Origin of the sequence: Ancylobacter dichloromethanicus, assembly GCF_018390645.1 — a bacterium.
In the GTDB taxonomy this organism is placed as follows: Bacteria; Pseudomonadota; Alphaproteobacteria; order Rhizobiales; family Xanthobacteraceae; genus Ancylobacter; species Ancylobacter dichloromethanicus.
This window is the reverse complement of record NZ_JAHBGC010000034.1, coordinates 1-19256: the sequence shown is the minus strand read 5'-3', so window position 1 is coordinate 19256 and position 19256 is coordinate 1. Positions and strand designations below refer to the sequence as shown.

General features: G+C 65.4%; 9 protein-coding genes and 1 pseudogene. 4 read left to right on the top strand and 6 right to left on the bottom strand.

Annotated features, from left to right (window positions below):
• Nucleotides 1-41 precede the first annotated feature (41 nt).
• Nucleotides 42-803, bottom strand: coding sequence for an alpha/beta hydrolase (locus tag KHC23_RS15870; protein WP_213373638.1), 762 nt, complete (start codon nt 801-803; stop codon nt 42-44).
• Nucleotides 804-1281: 478 nt separating this feature from the next.
• Here KHC23_RS15870 and KHC23_RS15865 point away from each other — a divergent pair, with 478 nt between their 5' ends.
• A complete protein-coding gene (locus KHC23_RS15865; RefSeq protein WP_213373637.1) occupies nt 1282-4530 on the top strand; it encodes an ATP-binding protein in 3249 nt (1082 codons plus the stop codon).
• A 115-nt stretch (nt 4531-4645) separates the two neighbouring features.
• Entirely contained in the window at nt 4646-5920 is a 1275-nt protein-coding gene (locus tag KHC23_RS15860) for an MFS transporter (RefSeq protein ID WP_213373636.1), read from the top strand.
• Between the two features lie 213 nt (nt 5921-6133).
• On the opposite strand, the pseudogene KHC23_RS15855 reads toward KHC23_RS15860, so the two are convergent.
• From KHC23_RS15855 to KHC23_RS15845, 3 genes and pseudogenes are all read right to left on the bottom strand, one after another.
• Nucleotides 6134-6720, bottom strand: a pseudogene (locus KHC23_RS15855) (transposase); the annotation flags it as partial.
• A gap of 47 nt (nt 6721-6767) precedes the next feature.
• Entirely contained in the window at nt 6768-13091 is a 6324-nt protein-coding gene (locus KHC23_RS15850; protein ID WP_213373635.1) for an autotransporter outer membrane beta-barrel domain-containing protein, read from the bottom strand.
• A gap of 424 nt (nt 13092-13515) precedes the next feature.
• Complete coding sequence (locus tag KHC23_RS15845) at nt 13516-14787, bottom strand: mechanosensitive ion channel family protein (RefSeq protein ID WP_213373653.1); 1272 nt, start codon at nt 14785-14787, stop codon at nt 13516-13518.
• Between the two features lie 314 nt (nt 14788-15101).
• On the opposite strand from KHC23_RS15845, the gene KHC23_RS24900 reads away from it, so the two are divergent.
• The gene (locus tag KHC23_RS24900; RefSeq protein WP_373878516.1) at nt 15102-16109 is read left to right on the top strand and encodes a LysR family transcriptional regulator; all 1008 of its coding nucleotides are present in this window, start codon (nt 15102-15104) and stop codon (nt 16107-16109) included.
• A gap of 15 nt (nt 16110-16124) precedes the next feature.
• On the top strand, nt 16125-16961 hold the full coding sequence (locus KHC23_RS24895) for a hypothetical protein (RefSeq protein WP_213373633.1): 837 nt from the start codon (nt 16125-16127) through the stop codon (nt 16959-16961).
• On the opposite strand, the gene argE is transcribed toward KHC23_RS24895, so the two are convergent.
• Together argE and KHC23_RS15825 are read right to left on the bottom strand one after the other, a co-directional pair.
• Nucleotides 16921-18051: an acetylornithine deacetylase gene (argE, locus tag KHC23_RS15830; RefSeq protein WP_213373632.1), complete on the bottom strand. Its 1131-nt coding sequence runs from the start codon at nt 18049-18051 to the stop codon at nt 16921-16923. The two genes, KHC23_RS24895 and argE, sit on opposite strands and share 41 nt — an antisense overlap.
• Nucleotides 18052-18146: 95 nt before the next feature.
• Nucleotides 18147-19100: an agmatinase gene (locus tag KHC23_RS15825; RefSeq protein ID WP_213373631.1), complete on the bottom strand. Its 954-nt coding sequence runs from the start codon at nt 19098-19100 to the stop codon at nt 18147-18149.
• Nucleotides 19101-19256: the final 156 nt, after the last annotated feature.

Sequence of the window (19256 nt, the reverse complement as noted above, 5' to 3'; positions counted from 1 at the left end):
CGCAGCGACGACGGAGATGCACACCGTCCAAGATGCCCGAGCTAGTTGCCTTCGACGGCGGCCTTTTCAATGAAGGCGGCGACTTCCTTGGGGTGGGAGAGCATTGCGGCGTGGCTGCTCGACAGCTCGACCAAGGTCGCCTTGGCCCTGGTCGCCATGAAGCGCTGGGTGCTGGGTGCGACCATCCGGTCCTGCGTCGTCAGCATGTAGTGGACCGGCTTGTCCTTCCATGCCGCGCGGGTGAGCTTGGGCTGGACTGCGCCGAGTCCCCAGGGAACCTGCGCCATCGCCATGAAGCCGGTGATCGAGATATCCACGTCCTGGGCGAAGGAGGTGGAGAACTTTGCCGGGTCCACGAGAATGAAGCCGTCGGCCGGCGGCAGCAGCGGCGGTGACGCCTCCCCAGGCGTCGGCCTCGTGGCAAGCTCGAAGACCGACTCGCCGACATCCGGTGCGAAGGCCGCGATATAGGCCAGATTGCGAACTTTCGGGTCGCTACCGGCCTCGCTGATGACGGCGCCGCCATAGGAATGACCGACCAGCACCACCGGCTTGGTCGCCCTCGCGATCACCTGCCGGGTTGCTTCGACGTCGCTTTCGAGCGTGATCGTCGGGTTCTGGACGACCAGAACCTCATAGCCGTCGTCTGTCAGGATGTCGTAGACGGACTTCCAGCCAGATGCATCGACGAAGGCGCCATGCACGAGGACGATCGAGACCGGCTTGGCGTCGCCGCGGGTCTGTGCCGGGACAGGGGAAGCGGTGGCCATGGCGATGAGTACTCCCAGGATCATGTTTTTCATCGATGGGCCTCCAGGACCGCGGCTATCGCACGCCTCCGGCCGATAATTCGGGATCAGTAAATCTGACGGCGCGCCTATCAACAGGGCGGCAGCGTGTCGGATACGAGAGGAGAGGCGGACTACTATACGCCTCCTGACCAGCTATCATCTTAACCGTCGGATCTATATGCTAGAAATTAACATCGAATTAGTTTGAGTTGCCGTCACATTTAACCTTTAATATCTTGTAGTTGAATGTAACCTCTAACGCATCATCTGTCCTTATGCCCGTACATAAAGATCTTTAAGTTTTCTTTCGAGTTGGCAGACCGTGCGATGGCCTGCGAATTTTTGGCGGGCGCGCTTGCGGCCGGGAACGGCAATTGACGCCGATATGAACCCACCTTAAAAATCCTGAAGTTGCTTAAGTTCAAGACCGTCGCGCGACGTAGCCACAGCGCTTTGTGATCTCGTTAGAGACACGGGGGAGGAACTGAGCATGGGTGCCGAACGACAGATCGGCGCCAACCTGCTGTCGGCCGAAAACCCGCCAGATCGGCTGGAAATAGACGTCTCACGCCGTGAGTTGCGGGTAAGCGGATCGGCGGTCGCCATAAGCCGCCGCGCGTTCGAAATCGCGCAGATTCTCGTCGAAGCATCTGGAGCCACGGTCGCAAAATCGGATCTGATTTCGCGCGTGTGGCCCAAGGTGATGGTCGGCGACACAGCTCTTCAGGTGCAGATATCCGCGATCCGGAAGGCGCTGGGCGCAAACCGGGCGTTGCTGAGAACCATATCGGGCAAGGGCTATCGGCTGCTCGGCAACTGGACCGTGCGGCCATCGGTCATTACCGCTGAACCGGCGCGATCGCCGGAACTGGCCCTTGATTCCAGCTCAACGGACCGCCAGCCAATCTACCGGTCGGACGAGTGCGAAATCGATCTGTTGCTGCGCCAGGTGCGTGTTCAGGGCGGCGCTGTGCCAATCGGCGGCCGGGCCTTCGACATACTGGCTGTCTTGGTCCAGGCCGCCAACGAAGTTGTCACGAGGGGCGAGTTGCTCGAAATCGTCTGGTCCGGCGCGACGGTCGGCGAAACCGCCATCGACGTCCACATATCGGCGATCCGCAAGGCGCTTGGTTCGCACCGCGCCATGCTCAAGACGATTTCGGGGCGCGGCTTCCGCCTGGTCGGCGAGTGGACCGTGCAGACGATCAGTGCGCCGCCACCACCACCTTCGGTGCTGCGCCGCTCGGCTTCAACGAACGTGCCTGCCGCCGCGAACGGCCTTGTCGGTCGCGCTGCTGCCTTCGCGTTCCTGCAAGAGGCCTGCTCTGCCTATCGTATTGTTACCCTCACCGGGCCGGGCGGCATCGGCAAGACAGCGCTTGCCCTGGAGCTGGCGCGCCGCCTGCTCCCTCGATTTGACGCCGGTGTCTGGCTCGTGGAGCTGGCCTCGCTGGCCGATCCGAACCTGGTGCCGGTCGCCGTGGGAGAGGCCATCGGTCTCAAGGCCAACGGCCGCCCGATGTCGGCGGAGGGGGTGGCGCGGGCCATAGGCCACGACCGCCTCCTCCTGGTATTGGACAATTGCGAGCACTTGGTCGGCGCGGCGGCTCAATCGGCGGAGGCCATCGTCCGGCTGGCGCCGAACGCGGTCATCGTTGCCACCAGCCGCGAGACGTTGCGGATCCACGGCGAATATGTCTATCGCGTGCCGCCTCTCGAGGTTCCTCACCATGAGACTTGTTCGCCAGACAAGATACTGAGCAACAGCGCCGTTCAGATGTTCCTGGGTCTGGCCGAGGCGCCGCATACGGCCGGCCTGCGCGCCGGGCAGAACCTGCGCTCAATTGCCGGCATCTGCCGTCGCCTTGATGGACTGCCATTGGCAATCGAATTTGCCGCCGCGCGTTCCGCATCGTTGGGGCTTTCTCGCGTTGCCAGTGGACTGGAAAACCGTTTCGCGCTCCTCACCACCGGACGCCGCACGGCGTTGCCGCGCCATCGGACGCTGCGCGCGGTTTTCGACTGGAGCTATGCGCTGCTGCCGGATGCCGAGCGTCAGCTGCTCCACCGACTGGCGGTCTTTCCCGGCGGTTTCACTTTCGAGGCGGCTTGCGCGGTAATGTGCGCTCATTCGCCGAGCGAGGTCGCCGATTGCCTATCGAACCTCGTCGAAAAGTCGATCGTCACGTTCGATCGCAGCACACCGGACGAGCGCTGGCGCCTCCTCGAGACGGTGCGCGCCTACGCAATGGACAAACTCGCCGGCAGCGGCGACTGGCACGCCACAGTGCGTCGGCAGGCGGAATACTTCCGGGATTTCTTCGCCACGTTCAATCCCGATCCCAAGGCCGATCAGGATATCAGCGGCGAGGATCTGCCGCGCTACGCCCGCGAGATCGATAATCTGCGTGCGGCGCTTTCCTGGGCATTCTCCGCCTCTGGCGACGTCCCCCTCGGTGTTGAGCTGGCCACCGCCTCCGTAAACTTCTGGCTGGCCGTGCCGCTACTGGACGAGTGCAGCAACTGGACCACCAAAGCCCTGGCCAGTCTGGACGATAGCGGGAACTCCGAACAAGAGATGGTTCTGCGGTGTGCTCTGGGTCAGTCCCTCATGTTTACCGAGGGCATGACGCCGGCGACCTATGCCAACTTGGCGCGGGCGCTTTCTCTTGCGGAGGCCGCCGGGGACATCGAGTATCAGAAGCGCGCGGTGCACAGCCTGTGGCAGATCAATCTGCGCTCACTTGAGCTTCATAGGGCGTTGCAGTTGAGCCGACGCTATGCCGACCTTGCGCGTACCGACATCGACGTGGCGCCCGCGCGTACGGCAGACCTGATGGTCGGCATGTCCTTGCTCTATCTGGCGGAATATGTCGAAGCCTCGAGCCTGCTTGAGCGAGCCATCCGAGATCATTCAGTGGCTCCACGTCGAAGCAAGGTACCATCGCTCGGGATCAATGAGATTGCGTCCGCCCATGGGCATCTGTCGTCCTGTTTGCTCGCGCGCGGCCTGATCGACGCGGCGGTCCTGGCCGCTGAACGGTCTATGGAAGAGGCTCGGCTGATCGGACAACCCGTCGCTCTGTGCCTGGCGCTGGCGCGCCCGGCGTGCCTGCTGTTTCCCGAAATCGGTGCGCTTGACAGGGCCGAACGCCATGTCGCGGCTATTCAGGAGCAGGCGGATCGCTACGCGCTTTCGACCTTCCGCGCCGTGGCGCTTTGCGCGAAGGGCCGTGTTCTTTCCATGCGGGGCGATCCCGCCTCCGGCGTAGCGGCGCTGCGGTCCGGCCTCGCCCAACTTGAGGCGGCCGGCTATCGGTCCTTTCTGACTCCCTTTCGCGGCTATTTCGGCGAGGCGCTCACCGCTGCAGGCTATGCCAACGAAGGTCTCGCGGAAGTCGAGGCGGCGCTGAGCTGTGCGGAGCAGACAGACTACATGGAGTATGTGCCCGAGTTGCAGTGCATTTATGGCCGGCTCATCGCACTGCGCGACCCTGGCGACCCGGCTGCGGAGCGAATTTTCCTTCGCGCGATCGATCTCTCGCGCCAGGAGCAAGCACTTTATTGGGAGTTATGCGCGGCGGTGAGCCTTGCGGAAGGCTGGCAAATGCAGGGCCGGCTGTCGGAGGCGCGCACATTGCTCGCGCCGATTTACCAGCGCTTCACGCAGGGCTTTGCAGCGCCGGTTCTGGTACGGGCCGGTTCGCTGTTGGGATCCGAGGCCGCATGTGAAGCATGATCGACGCCGCGCTGTGATTATCGAAATGAACACCGCGCTGGCCTTCATGCGCATGTCGGGACTTCGCGGATACGAACAGAACGCCTGTTGATGGTCGAATAAAATGGGGGGCGGCATGGACGCGGCGACCGGAGCGACAGTCGGTGGGATGCGGTGGAAGCGGCTCATCCCCGCGGCGATGGTGGTCTACATAATCTCGTTTATGGACCGCACCAATATCAGCTACGCCTTCGCTGGTATCGGTGAGGAATTCGCCGTCAGCAAGGCGGATCAGGGATTCGCGGCCGGCATCTTCTTCATCGGCTACACGCTGTTTCAGATTCCCGGTGGCTTGCTCGCCACCCACTGGAGCCCCAAAAAGGCCGTTGGCATCATGATTTTGCTGTGGGGGTGCGCGGCGATCTGGTGCGGCCTTGCCCGCAGTTTCGACGAACTGGTTGTCGCCCGCTTCGTTCTGGGCGTAGCGGAGGGCGGCGTTTGGCCGGCCACACTGGTTCTGATCAACAACTGGTTCCCAATGTCCGAACGGGCCCGGGCGTACAGCTTCTGGATGACGAACCTGGCGATCGCCTCGATCATCACCCAGCCGCTGTCCGGCTTTATCGTCGATCTGACCAATTGGCGGACAATGCTGCTGATCGAGGGCGCGCTGCCCTTCCTTATCGCCACGCCGGTCTGGTCGCTGATGGTTGCCGACAGACCCCGCGACGCGGCATGGTGCTCGGCCGCCGAACGCGACTTCATCGAGACATCACTGGCGGCCGACGCCGTGGGCGAGCCGGAAGCCTCGTCGTTCCGCCGCATCTTCGCCGAGCCTGCCGTGTGGCTGCTCGTGGCGGTATCGTTCTTCATCCAGGTCGGATTCTACGGCCTGAACATGTGGCTGCCGTCCTTGCTGAAGGCGCTCACGGAAGCGGATTTCGGCGCGGTGGGGCTGATCGCGGCGCTGCCGTACTGCACAGCGATCGTGTTCATGTGGGCGAACGGTTGGTGGGTCGACCGCAATCGGCGCTATCAGCGCCATGTCCTGCTTTCGCTTGTATTGGCTGCCGTCAGCCTCGTTGCCTCGGTAATGATCGGCCAGTCCTTCGTCATTCTTTCGGTCTTCTTCATCTGTATCGCGGTGGGCGGTGCGCTGTCCTATGAAGGACCCTTCTGGGCGGCAGCGTCGCGGGCAGTGCCTGTGGCGGCGGCGGGCGCCGCCGCCGGCCTTATCAATGCCGTGGGCAATCTCGGCGGCTTTCTGGGGCCCCGTCTCGGCGGCATTCTGCTGGATATGAGCGGAGGCCAGTTCGTCACCACAGCCATAGCGCTCGCCGCGTCGTTCCTGGTGGCGGGCCTGCTGATGCTGATGGTCCGCTTGCGTCGCGACAAGATGGCAATGGCTTAGAGATGTAACGAGCGCATTTATAGCGACAACGGATGCTTTGGATCGGCATCGCCACCTTTGCGCACCATTACCGGCTTGGGGCACGTGCTCATGCTGGACCGGTTCATCGCCATAGATCGAGGATCAGCGAAGGTGCAGAGGGTAGAAGGAGACACAGCTTCATGACGAGTTTCTATGCCGCTACACGACCACTTTCAGTGAATGTCGGTATCGGTAGAGGAAGCCACGGCGCATGGGGATGTATGTCACGTCGGCACACCAGACGTGGTTCGGCCGTTCGATCGCCAGTTTGCGCAGCAGGTACGGATAGACCCGGTGCTGTGGGTGCGGATCGCTCGTGCGCGGCCGCTGGTAGATCGGCGTCGGGCCCATCTTTGCCATCAAGCGTCGTGCCCGACGGCGACAAGCCGCAAGGCCTGCACGGCGCAGATGCCGCATCGACAGGCGATGGTGAGCAGGTTCGACCATCGCCCGCCTCCGGTCCACGCTCATCGACCGAAGGCTCTCGCTAAAAAATCCCGCTCCACTACCAGTTGCCCGATCTTGGCGTGCAGCTTCTCCACCTCACTCTCGCTGGCAGCCTTGCCAGCATCACCGGCCCCAGAGAACGTGCCCGCCATCCCGTCGATCGCCTGACGCTTCCAGGACGCAATCATCGTGTGGTGCACGCCGTGCTTGGCGGCCAGCTCCGCCAGCGTCAGATCGCCCCGGATCGCCTCCAGTGCCACCGTTGCCTTGAAATCGGCGCTGTAGCTCTTTCTCGTCGTCTTCGTTCCCGTACCATTCCTTCGGGCCGGGATTAGCTTAGCATCCTGTCCAGAAAACCGGGACCACCTCAAAGGTCGGTCTAGAACCGATAGCTCAAGCGCAGGGATCCTGTGTTGGAAAGATAGTCGTTTCCCGCCGAGAGCCCGTAGACGGCCTTCAGTTCCGCCCCGGTCTGCTGATAGAGCTGCAAGCCGGCGTCGAGCCGGAACAGCACGTCGGGAATGTCGCTTTCAATGTCGAATGTGCCGAGGCCCGCGGGGGCGCCCTGCAGCTTCACCTGCGTGGTCCAGGTGTCCTGCGAAAGCAGGGAAACCCCCACCGCCGCATAGGGCCTCAGGATCCAGCCTGAATCGAAGTTCATGCGCCCGCCGGCCTCCACCATCGCCGACAGGCCGAACAGGGTGTCCGACTGGCCCGACACGTCGAAGGCGAGGGGCGAGAGGCTGGCCTCGCTGTAGCCCGGGGCGTCCACGTAGATCACGTCGAGGTCCACATGGGGCCGCAGATACCAGTTCGCAAAGGCGAACTCATAGGCCGCCCGCACCCGCCCCGATGCGGTGAACACGTTCGAGGCGCTGGAGGCCGGCAATGCCGGGCCGATCAGGTCGATGGAGCGCTCGTTGGTGGTGCGGCCATAGGCCAAGTTGAAGCCGGCGCCGAAGTACCAGGGCCCCAAGGTGCGCTTCAGTGCGAGGCCTGCATCGCCGCGCTGCCCGTCGCCGCTGGCACCATTCGTACCGGGGGTCGCGGTCCAGCTCCAGCTGTAGCCGGCGGTGGCGCCGAGATACCAGTCCGGCGCGATCTCTTTCTGACCACCGAGGCGGAGGGTGAGGGTGTTGAGGTCCTGCGCGGGGCTCTCGCGCCCGCCGCCCAGGCTCGCCATGCTGCCGGTCACGCTCGACCAGGCGCAGCTCGACTCCCCGAGCAGCGTGCCGGTGCCTTCGAAGACGGGGCAGGAGAAGGTGGAATCCAGCGCCGCGGTGCTGGCGAGAGCCTGGTTGGTGACGGCCGCCGACACGTTGGCGATGATCTGGTCGAGATCGCTTGCGTAGGCGCTGGCGCTCTCCACCTGCGAGAGCGTGCCGTAGAGCGGCGCCAGCCCGCTCGATCCGCCCGCGTTCCACGAAGCCTGCAGGTAATTGGCGAGCGCCTGCTCATTGGTGGAAAGGCCCGCGTCGGAGGGGGTGAAGTTCGCCTCGGGCGATATGGACAGGCTCGTAGTGGTGGCCGTCGCGTCCCAGGTGAACAGATAGGAGGAGGAGGTCGTCGCGGTCGTGCTCAGGCTGGCCGCCTGCACGATCTCGTAGCTGCCCGGCAGGAGGGCGGAGGCGGTGGGATCGATGGTGCCGTCGATGCTGGCGGTGCCGCCCACCAGGAGGAGATCCACCTCTGGGCTCGCCGTGGCATTGATGTCCACCGTCAGGATGCCGCTGGACGACTGGGTGAAGCCTCCGCTCAGCGTCGTGGCCATGATCGTGCCAACGCCGCCCGGAGCCAACGTGCCGTTGTTGCTCAGGCTCGCGGCGGTGATGGCGCTGCCGGCGTTGAACAGGCCGTAATTGGTGATGGTGCCCACCACCGCGCTGCTGTCGTAGGATTCCTGGCCGAGATCGACGCTGCCGGTCAGGGTACCCGAATTGAAGACGTTGGTGATGGACTGCTGGGCGAGGATGGCACGGCCGTTGATGCCGTCCGCCGTGGAGAGCGAGCCGCCTTCATTGATGGTGATCGTGTTGGCGGTGACGCCTGACACCTCGCTCTCGCCGCCGCCGGAGATGCCGCCGAACAGCCAGACGCCCGCCGCCGAAGCGCCGGTGCCGCCCTGGACGAGGCCGGAAATAGCGATGGTGATGGGGTTCTGGTGGGTATCGTTGCCGCTGGACTGGGCGAAGATGGCCACCGAGCCCGTGCCGGAGGTGACGATGCTGCCGCCGTCCTGGTTGACGGTGACGGCGCCGCCGGTGCCGTTGCTGGTGGACAGGGTGCCGGAGAGATTGCCGCCCGCCGTCAGCGTGTCACCCATGCCGATGGCGCCGCCCGAGGCGTCGGCGATGGATTGCAGGAACAGGCCATGGGCATTTGCGCCGCTGGTGGCGATGTCCGCCGACGTCGTCACCGTGATGGCGCCGGCAGTGTTGAATTGGCCGGAATAAGAGAGGTCGTTGACGTTTGTGGTGGCGAGGGCGAGCGAGGCATCGCCCGCGAATCCGCCGCCGCCACCGACGGACTGGGCGAACACGCCGAAGGCGCCGGCGCCGTAGGTGGTGACGGCGACCCCGTCGCCGAGCGTCACGCTCACCACGCCACCCGACCCCGAGGCGCCGCCAACCCCGCCCTGGTCGCCATCATCGAACGTCACCGAACCCACATTGGCGGAGGCGGCGGAGACGAGGCCGCCGCCGCCTCCGATGGACTGGGCCGCGATGCCAAAGGCCCGCGCGCCGGTGGTGATGATGGACCCCGAGGTCTTCGCGATGGTGACGTCGCCGCCATTGCCGGACAGGCCGTCCTGCCCTCCCACGTTGAGGGTGAAGTCGGACGCGTCGTTGAAGATCGAGGTGGAGGTGGTCACCCCCACCTGGCTGTTGCCGAGGCACAAAGACTGGCTATTGCCGATGGGCCCCACCTGGACCGAGTTGGTGCAGCCCACCCCCGCCGAGCCGCCGCCGGCGCCGACCGATTGGGCGAAGATGCCGAAGGCGTCATCGCCGGCGGTCCACAGCGTGCCGGTGTCGGTCACGCTCACCTGCCCGCCATCGCCGCCGTAACTGCCGCTGCCGGCATAGCTGGCGCCGAGGCCCACGGTGGTGATGTTGTCCACCGTCCCCTCCGCCCCGAAGCCGCCACCGCCGCCGATGGATTGGGCGAACATGGCATGGGCGCCATAGCCCGAGGTCGTGATGGCGCCGGAATTGGTGAAGGAGACGGCGCCCCCGTCGCCGCCACCCGAGCCGTTGCCGCCGACGGCGAGGTCCGCCGAATAGGTGCCGGCCCCGGGCGCGCTGGGCCCGCCGATCACCGAATTGGAAGTGGAGGTTGCCGCGCCGCCATAGCCGCCGCCGCCGCCGATGGACTGGCCGAACATGCCGAAGGCGCGCTGGCCGATGGTGGTGATGCTGCCGGAATTGGTGAGATCGACCGCACCGCCGTCGCCGGCAGCCCCGCCCGAGCCGCCGAGCGAGATATCGGCCGAATAGCTCGCGGAAGGGTTGTTGATGGCATCTTCCACCTGGCTCAGCAGGTCGATGTTGGCGGCCGCGTCCGAGGTGCCGCCAGAACCGCCGCCGCCGCCGATGGACTGGGCGAAGATGCCGAAGCTGTCGCCGCCCATCACCACGGAGAGGTCCGAACTGTTGGTGTAGACCGAGCCGGTGGAGAGGGTGCCGGCATTGTTGACGCTCACGGTGCCGCCGTCGCTGCCGGTGCCGCCAAGTCCGCCGACGGCGATGTTCGCCTCGTAGCTATCCCCCGAGGCGGAGGCGGAGCCGCCCCCGGCCATGCCGCCACCCCCGCCGATGGACTGGGCAAGGATCGCGCTCGCGCTGGAGCCATAGGTGGTGATGGCGCTGCCCGCGTTCACCGTCACCGTGGTGCTGCCGCCATCGTCGCCGCCGCCGCCGTTTCCGCCGAGGCCGTAGGTCAAGGTCACGGATGTGCCGGAGCCGCCGGTATTGGGGCTTGAGGCGCTGGCGTCGCCCGCGCCGCCCGCGCCGCCGCCGCCGCCGATCGACTGGGCGAGGATGCCATGGGCGTAATGGCCGTAGGTCGCGGTGGTGCCGTTGCAGGTCGAGCAGTCGCCGGTGGGTCCGACGGTGACGTTCGCATCTCCGCCGGAGCCGCCGTCCCCGCCCGTGCCGCCATAGGACAAGGCGACCTTGAAGGTGGCCACCCCGAGCTCAAGGGCATAGGACGAGGCGCTCCCGTCGCCGCCAATGCCGCCGCCGCCGCCGATGGACTGGGCGAGGACGCCATAGGCGCCGTCGGCTCCCGTGGTGATACCGCCAGCCTGATTCACGGTCACGGCGCCGCCGTCCCCGCCCGAGCCGCCGCTGCCGCCCACCGCATAGGTGAAGGTGAAGTTAACCGGGATGTCCTCGGTGGAGAAGGACAGGCCGTAGGCGGTGGCCGAGCCCCCCGCGCCGCCGCCGCCGCCGATGGACTGGGCGAGGATGCCGATGGAATCCGCCGCCTCGGGGGTGGGCGCGCCCGCGATCTCATAGACGCAGCCGCTCGAGTCCGAGCAGCCGGTATAGATGGCGCCCTCATGGGTCACCGTGACGGCGCCGCCGGCGCCGCCATCGCCACCGGCGCCACCCACGGCGAGGGAGACGGTCAGCAACTCCTCGCTGTAGGAATTGGCCGCCCCGCCGCTGCCGCCGCCCCCGCCCACCGACTGCGCCAGAATGCCGAGGGACTGGTTGCCTTGGCTGATGATGGTGGTGTCGTTGGTGACAGTGACCGTGCCGCCGGCGCCCCCGCTGCCGCCTGTTCCGCCCATGGCATCGGAAATGACGGTGCCGAAGGAAGTGGAGGCGCCGCCATTGCCGCCGCCGCCGCCCACCGACTGGGCATAGACGCCGCCGGCGAACAGACCGGAGGTGAGGATGTAGCCGCTGGTATTCTCAAGATCGACGGTGACCGCCCCGCCCGCCCCGCCATTGCCGCCCGCGCCGCCAGTGGAGGAGAACAGCCCCGCATTGCTGGCGCCGTTGCCGCCCCCGCCGCCCACCGACTGGGCAAGGATGCCGAGCGCGTTATCGTCCTGGGTGACGATGGATGCGGCATCGGACAGGGTGACCGAGACCGAGCCGCCCTTGCCGCCGCCGGAGCCGCTCTTGTCCTGGGCGCCGATATTGAGGCTGCCGGCGCTGGAACTGCCGCCGCCGCCGCCGATGGACTGGGCGACGATGCCGACGGCGCCGGCACCGGTGCCCGAGCCGTCGCCGGTGACGATGGAGCCGGAATGGGTGACGACGACCGAGCCGCCATTCCCGGTGCCGCCGCCATCGGTGGCGCTGCCCAGGGTGGCGGTCTGGTCCGAGCTCTGCAGGTCCATGATGCCGCCGCCGCCGCCGATGGAGGCGGCGAGGATGCCGTAGGCGGCGCTGCCGAGGGTGCTGATGGCGCCGGTATTGTTCACCGTGGCGGTGCTGCCACCGAGCGCGCCCTGCTGGGCGCCGGTGTTGCCAAGCGTGGCGGGGCCGTCGTCGGAAGCGGAGACGATGGCCGCCCCGCCGATGGAGAGGGCGGCGACGCCCACGGCCAGCGTGCCCTTGGTGTTGACGGTGCCGTAATTGCTGACGGTGGCATCGCCTGCGCTGCCGGGATAGTCGGCGTTGTAGCCGCTCGACGGGGTCTGCAGAAAGAGGCTGCCCGTGGAGCCCGCGCTCACCGCCATGGCGCCGATGGAGACGTCGCCGCCGGCGCCGCTGGTGTCGATGGTGGCGCCGGAATTGACGGTGACGGTGGCGCTGCCGCCCTGGCCGACCTCGCTGTTGTTGGCATTGCCGCCCGCGCTCACGGCGATGGCGCCGATACCGGTGCCGCCCGAGGAGGCGAAGGTGATGGAGGAGCCGGAATTCAGCGTGACGCTTGCGCTGCCGCCATTGCCGGCCCCTGAAGCGTCCTCGCCATTATTGTCGGTGTCGAAGTTGGAATTTCCACCCAGCGAAGCGGCGACGATTCCGATCGCTTCGGGGGCGTCGATCGAAATCGAACCGTCATTGACGACGCTGACGGATCCGCCATTGCCGCCCGGCGCGGAAGCGTAGCTCTTCTGGTTGCTGCCGACGCCGCCTTGGGAGACGGCGAGGATACCGATGGTCGGAACGCTGAGCTCGCTGGAGGCAACAACCGTACCCTCATTGGTGACCGTCACCGCGCCACCGGCACCGCCGCTGCCGGCAAAATCCGTATCACTTGTCTTGTTGTTGGTGCCGTTGCCGCCAAAGGACAGGGCGGCGATGGCGTTTCCTGAGATCGGAATATTAGGAATGTTCGAGTTGGTGACGTACTGCGAGCCGAACATGGCCGTGAAGCTGCCGGTATTGGTGATCTCAACCCTGCCGCCGCTGCCGCCGTCATAATCAGAGGTGTCGGTGTCGCTGTTCTCGGTGACGCCGCCGCCGCCGATGGAAAGCCCGACCAGGGCACCGACCCCGGAACCCCAATAGACATTTTGGTTCCCGTCGCCCGTCGTCCCCTCGAAGGAGTATTCGAGGTTCATGGCGTAGAACTGCGAGACGGTCTGCGACCCGCTGACGCTTATCGTTATATTGCCGCCATCCGTGAACCCATTGTTGCCGCCGTATGTCGTGTTCTTCTGCTGCCCCCATCCGGCATAGAAAAAACCCGTATTGTAGTTGGTGCTCGCTTCAACATCACCGGTTCCGCTGATCGTCACGTCCGTGGACGTCGTGATGTTATCTCCGGATACTTGTCCATTATTCACGTTGACGACGGTCGTCTCATCCGCGCTGCTGACGGTGCAGGTATAGGTGACAGAGGAAGAACCATAGCTGCAGGAGGATTGACCGATCACATCGATCACCGGATCGTTGCCCGCGAGCGCTGTGGCCGCGCCAAAGGCGGCGGTAGCCGACGCCAGAACCACACGCGCGATGATAATTCCCATGATAGCCCCCCAGGCGTCCGGTGTTCGCTGGCGCACAGGCGTCGCCGACGAACCGGGTCCATTTCATCGCTGCGACCGCAGCTGATAGCCCCGTCCCGGCCTAGAGATGCCGTGCCGGTGGAGGTGGCGGCAAATGATCATTCGTCAGCAAGATACCTGCACGCCATGCAGCACCCCTCATGTGGGGGCGGTGTCAGGCTCGCGCCGTCGGCCGGTGCGCCGGAGCGGACGATGCGGGGCCCTCCCGGCGCCGCCAGTTCCGGAGATCCGCTCCGCTCGGTTTCTGGAACACGGCCAAGTCGAATTCCGGGAGCAGGGCGAAGACATGGTCGAAAATGTCGGCCTGCACGGTTTCGTGGGTGCTCCAGTCGGTCGTGTTGGTGAAGCAGTAGATCTCGATGGGCAGTCCTTCCGGCCCGGGCCGCAACTGCCTTACCAGGAGCGTCATGTCCTGGCGGATCGAGGGATGGGCGCGCAGATAGGCGGTCAGATAGGCGCGCAATGTCCCCGAATTGGTGATGCGGCGCGTGTTTGCGCTGATGCGGCCCGTCTCTCCCAGCCGCTCGTTCCAATCCCTGAGCTCCTCCAGCTTGAGCAGCAGGTAGGCCTCTAGATGCTGGAAGCAACTCAGCTTCTCGATCGCCTCCGGTGCCAGGAAGCCGATGCTGGTTTGGTCGAGATAGATGGCGCGTTTGATGCGGCGCCCGCCCGCTTCCTCCATGCCACGCCAGTTCTTGAAGGAATCCGTTACCAACTTCCGGATCGGAATGGCGGTGATGGTCTTGTCGAAGTTCTGGACGCGGATCGTATGGAGCGAGATGTCGACCACGTCGCCGTCGGCGTTCAGACTGGGGATCTCGATCCAGTCGCCCACGCGAACCATGTCGCCCGATGAGATCAGGATGCTGGCGACGAAGGAGAGAAGCGTATCCTGAAACACCAGGATGAGCACCGCCGCCATGGCCCCGAGGCCCGACAGCAGGATGACCGGCGAGCGGTCGATCAGGATCGCGGTCATCAAGATCGCGGCGACCGCATAGATCGCGATCGTGGCGATCTGGAAATATCCACGGATGGACCTTGAGTGGGTCTCGGGGCGCCGATGATAGAGTTGGTCCGCGCGGTCGAGGACGGCGGCGAGGGTCATTGCCACCGTCAGGACGATAAACGCGTGCGAGACGTTGGTGATCACGCTCACGACAGAGGCGGGCAGGTCCCGGACCAGCCCGATGCCCGCCGAGATGATGATTGCGGGCAAGATGCTGGCCAGTCGCCGGACCACGCGACTGCGGGTCGCCGCCCCATCGCGGCCGAACGATGTCTGTCCCAGAACGCGTTCGGCGGCGTCCAGCAGGGCCCGCTTGAAGACAATCTGCGCCACAAAGGCGGTCACGAGCAGGACGAGCAGCATCATCACGCTGTCGAGCCATGGATAAAGTTCGATGGCGGACTCAACCGATTCCATCATTGCGGCATGGTCTCTATCGACGGTCGGGGCCGACGCGTCCCATCATCGCAGACCTCTGGCGCGATCTGAGAGGGATTGGTTCGGTTGTCATTCATGAAATCTCGCGAAAGGCTTCAGCGGGCTGCCGCGCGACATATCCTCGTGCGAGCCGCTCCCGAGCCATGGCGGCAGGCGTGTGCGGCGCGACGACGATGCCGCCGAGAGCGCCTCACTGCAACTGACGACTCTTCAGTCGGGCTGCTGAATATGGTGCATTGTCTGATTCGGGACGAAACATCGTTTCCCGCTTTGGGCAAATATTGTTAGGAGGTATGCTAGGGGTCGCGAAAGGTCGGGCGAACATGAAGAAAGGTCGTCAGATTGACCTGAACCTCTTCCATGTGTTCGCCGCTATCATGAAGCACCGGAGCGTGGTGCGCGCCGCTGCGGAACTCTCGCTCAGCCCGTCCGCCGTCAGCCATGCCTTGGCCCGGCTGCGCCAGATGCTCCAGGACGATCTTTTCGTGCGTAGCGACACCGGCCTGCAGCCCACGCCGCGCGCAATGGAACTGTCCGGCCGCGTGAGCAAGGGCCTGCAGCAATTCGAAGCCGCTCTGGTGGGGGTCTCCTTCGATCCATCCAAATCGCCGCGCTGCTTTCGGATTGCCGCCTCTGATTTCTTCGCCATCTATGTATTGCCGCATCTGGTACAACGGTTGAGCGCGACGGCGCCGCTGGTGGATCTTCAGATATTCCCCGTCAGCCGCCTCGACCTCGCGCGCCAGCTTGAAACCCGGACCCTCGATCTCGTCATCGGTTGGTTCGACAAACTGCCCGGCTTCCTGCGGCGCGCGCCGTTCGTCGAGGAGCGCGGAGCCATCGTGGTGCGCACGGGCCATCCCTTGACCGAAGGCGAGGTCACGCCCGAACGCCTTCTGGCGTTTCCTCATATCGTCGTCGAGTTCACCGGTACCGCGCCGGAACGCGGCGATGGATTTGTCGAGGACCGCGGGATGGTGCGTCGCATCCGCATGGAGCAGAGCCTTATGGATGCCCGCCGTGGCCGCGAAGGGACGGCGCGCGTGGCTGTGACGGTGCCTTACTTTTCCGCCGTGCCGCCGGTATTGCGCGTCTCGAACTATGTGGCGTCCCTCCCGCACCGCTTCGCGCGCGAGACGGTGGCGGGTGGCGGGCTGGTTCTGTTGGACCTCGCGCTGGAGCGCGGCGCGGCACAAATCGACATCGTCTGGCACATGCGCGACGACGGTGACGCGGGGCTGCGTTGGCTCGTGGAGGAAATTCGCCACGCTGGAGCGACGGCCGTCGCGGCTCTTTCCTGATTGATGATGTCTGCGATGCCGCGTTGGGTGGCGCGTCGCGGAAATGGTATCGAAGAGGCTCGCCACCTGCGGTGCGAACTTGTCGAGCCGCAACATCGGAAGCACCACCTGGCCGTCCTCGTCCCGTTCATGCGCGAAAGCGTCTCCGTCGAGCGCGTGCGGGTCGGCCCGTTGGTCGAGAATCCGGGAAAATGCCCAGCACGTCACTACGCTGCGGCTCGAAACAGCAATTTGAGATGGTTGTGTGCCCCGCAACCACTGATACCGACAAACCCGCAGCCTCGGCTGCGGGTTTTGCTTTGTACCGGTCATTCCGATTGCCTGGCGCTCGGTCCATTCGAGGATGGTGCGCAGTTCACCGTGCAGCGCCGCGAATATCTCGCCTTGTTCATTGCCGGGCGTCAGCACGATCCTCTCGATCGGCATCCGCAAGGCTTCCGCTGCCTGAGGCTTCTCCTCTGGCCGATTCAGCGCATGTGTCAGAGTCGCGACCTTGCTCGCATAGATGGCCACAGCCCTCGCCAGCATGTCCGGCACGTCGTTGGGAACATCGACCAGCAGCTTCGAAAGCTCGTTCTTTCGGGCCTCCGATGTATCCATTTCGGCCTTCATGCTCTCATGGAACATTCCAGCCTTGATGGCCTCGATGATGCCCCTGACCTGCCTTTCGACTTTGACCAGCTCCGCTTTCCAGGCGTCGCCATTCGAGCGGCGCTCCCGGTTGAGCCGGTTCGTCTCTTCGGCATACCCGATCAACTCGTCGTCGTCGTGGTTTCCGGCGGAAGGCCCCGGCCGAACAGCACAGTGATCGTCACGATCCCGCGAGAAGGTCTCCCCCGAGCGCCTCGATAAAGGCCTGGCATGACGTCAGTTCATCCATGCGGATGAACTCATTGGGCTTGTGCGCCCGAGCGATATTGCCTGGCCCGCATATGATCGAAGGGACGCCCGCATTCTGGTAAAGCCCGGCTTCCGTCCCATAGCTGACGGCTGCCAATGGCGGCTCTCCCGTGAGTTTCTCCACCAGCCTGGCGAGTGGCGCATCGGCGGGAAGGGAGAGCGCGGGATAATCGCTCAACGTCTCCCACGTCGCTTTGACGCCGCGCTCGGCGAGCGAGCAGACCACGGCGTGGACGGGCTCAAGAAGCGTGCGCGGCGGAATGCCGGGTATGGCGCGGGCCTCCAGATCGGCGACACACAGGTCGGGAACGATGTTGAGCGCCTGTCCTCCCCTGATCGTGCCGATCTGCATCGAGGCGTAGGGGGGCTCGAAGGTCGGATCCTGCGGCCCTTTCTCCAAGGCCCGCGCCGTCTCCACCGCCCGTGCCAGCACCTCCGCCATCAGGTGGATGGCGTTGATGCCCTGGTCGGGACGCGAGGAATGGCCCGCGCGCCCTTCGATGCGGATGCGAGCCGCCGCCTTCCCCTTATGGGCGCGCACGCCCCGCATCCCGCTCGGCTCGCCGATGATGGCGCCGAGGGGTGGCGCGCACAGTTCCGGCAGGCGTGCAATGAGGTGGGGCGCGCCGCGGCAACCGGCCTCCTCATCATAGGAGAAGGCGAGGTGGAGGGGCCGGTCGAGCGGGCCGGCCAGCACGGCCGGGACGCTCGCCAGCACCGCCGCGAGGAAACCCTTCATGTCGCTGGTGCCGCGCCCCTGCAGCGCATCGCCCTCGGCGCGGAGCGTGAAGGGATCGGAGCGCCATTCCGCCTCCCCGGCAGGCACCACATCCATGTGCCCCGACAGGATGTAGCCGGGCCGGTCGCGCGGCCCCAGCGTGGCGAACAGATTGGCACGGTCCCCTTCCGGCCCCGGCAGAACGCGCACCTCGACCGAATGACTTTCCAGATAGGCGCGGATCCAGTCGACAATAGCGCCATTGGGGGTGCCGACGACGGAGGGAAAGCGCACCAGGCGTTCGAGGATCTGCACGACATTCATGGAACGGCATCCGGGACGGAATGGGGCCGGCGGGCCTGCAAGCCCGCCGGCGCACGGCGCGAAGGGGAAGGCGCCCCGCAATCGCGGAGCGCCGGCTATTTCGCGCCGAAATAATCGGCCCGGACGGCCGCACCGACGAGGTTAACGATCAGGCGGCCGGCGGTGATGCAGGTGATGTCGTTGACGTCGCTGGCCGGCGTGATCTCCACCACGTCCATGCCGACCACGCGGCCCTTGTTCACCAGGCCGTGGATCAGGGTTCTGGCCTGCATGAAGGTCATGCCGCCGGCGCAGGGTGCGGCGACCCCCGGGGCGATGCCGGGCTCGAAAGCGTCCAGATCGACGGTGATGTAATAGCGCCCCCCGGCGGGGATCCTGTCGAGCACGTGCTGGATGCCCCGCTCATGGAGCTCGTAGGAGGAGACGAGATGCGCGCCATAGGCCCGGGCGGCATCGAATTCCTCCTGGCGTCCGCTGCCGCTGGCGTGGAGGCCGATCTGGAAGATCTCGCCGATATGATCCATTTCCGAGGCGCGGCGGATCGGACTGGAAAGCCCGTGGGTGACGCCGTTGATCTCCTCGCGCCAGTCGAGATGCTGGTCGATCTGGATCAGCGTGATCGGGCCCTGGTCGTCGAGCGCCTTGAGCACCGGGATCGGAATCGAGTGATCGCCGCCGAGAATGATCGGCATCGCGCCTGAGGCCACGATCCTGCGCACCACCTGCTCGGCGCGCGCGAGATGCTGCTTCAGCTCGCGCGGATCGGCATAGACATCGCCGCAATCGACGGCGCGGATCGGCCGGTTGTCGTAGAGCGGGCCGCCAATGTCGAAATCATAGCGCTCGATGGAGCGAAGGATCCTGTCGGTAGCCCGGCGCATCGCCAGGGCGCCGCGGCTCTGGTCGCTGGCGATTTCGCCGAAGGTGTAGGATTCGCCATAGGGGATGCCGAGATAGGCGATATCCGCGCTGAGCGCGTCAAGATCCGTGCAGGGCTCGGAATAGAGGAAGGTCCGATGCTCGGCCTTGGCGGGGATGGTGAGGGGCATACGCGTTTTCCTTGTCGTCGATGTCGCGTTGGTCGCAGGCGACGGGCCCGCCCGGGCGGCCACGGACGGGCCGCCCGGGCGGGCCGGCGCCGTCAATGTCCCAGGATCTGGCTGAGGAACAGCTTGGTGCGCTCGTGCTGGGGGTTGGAGAAGAAC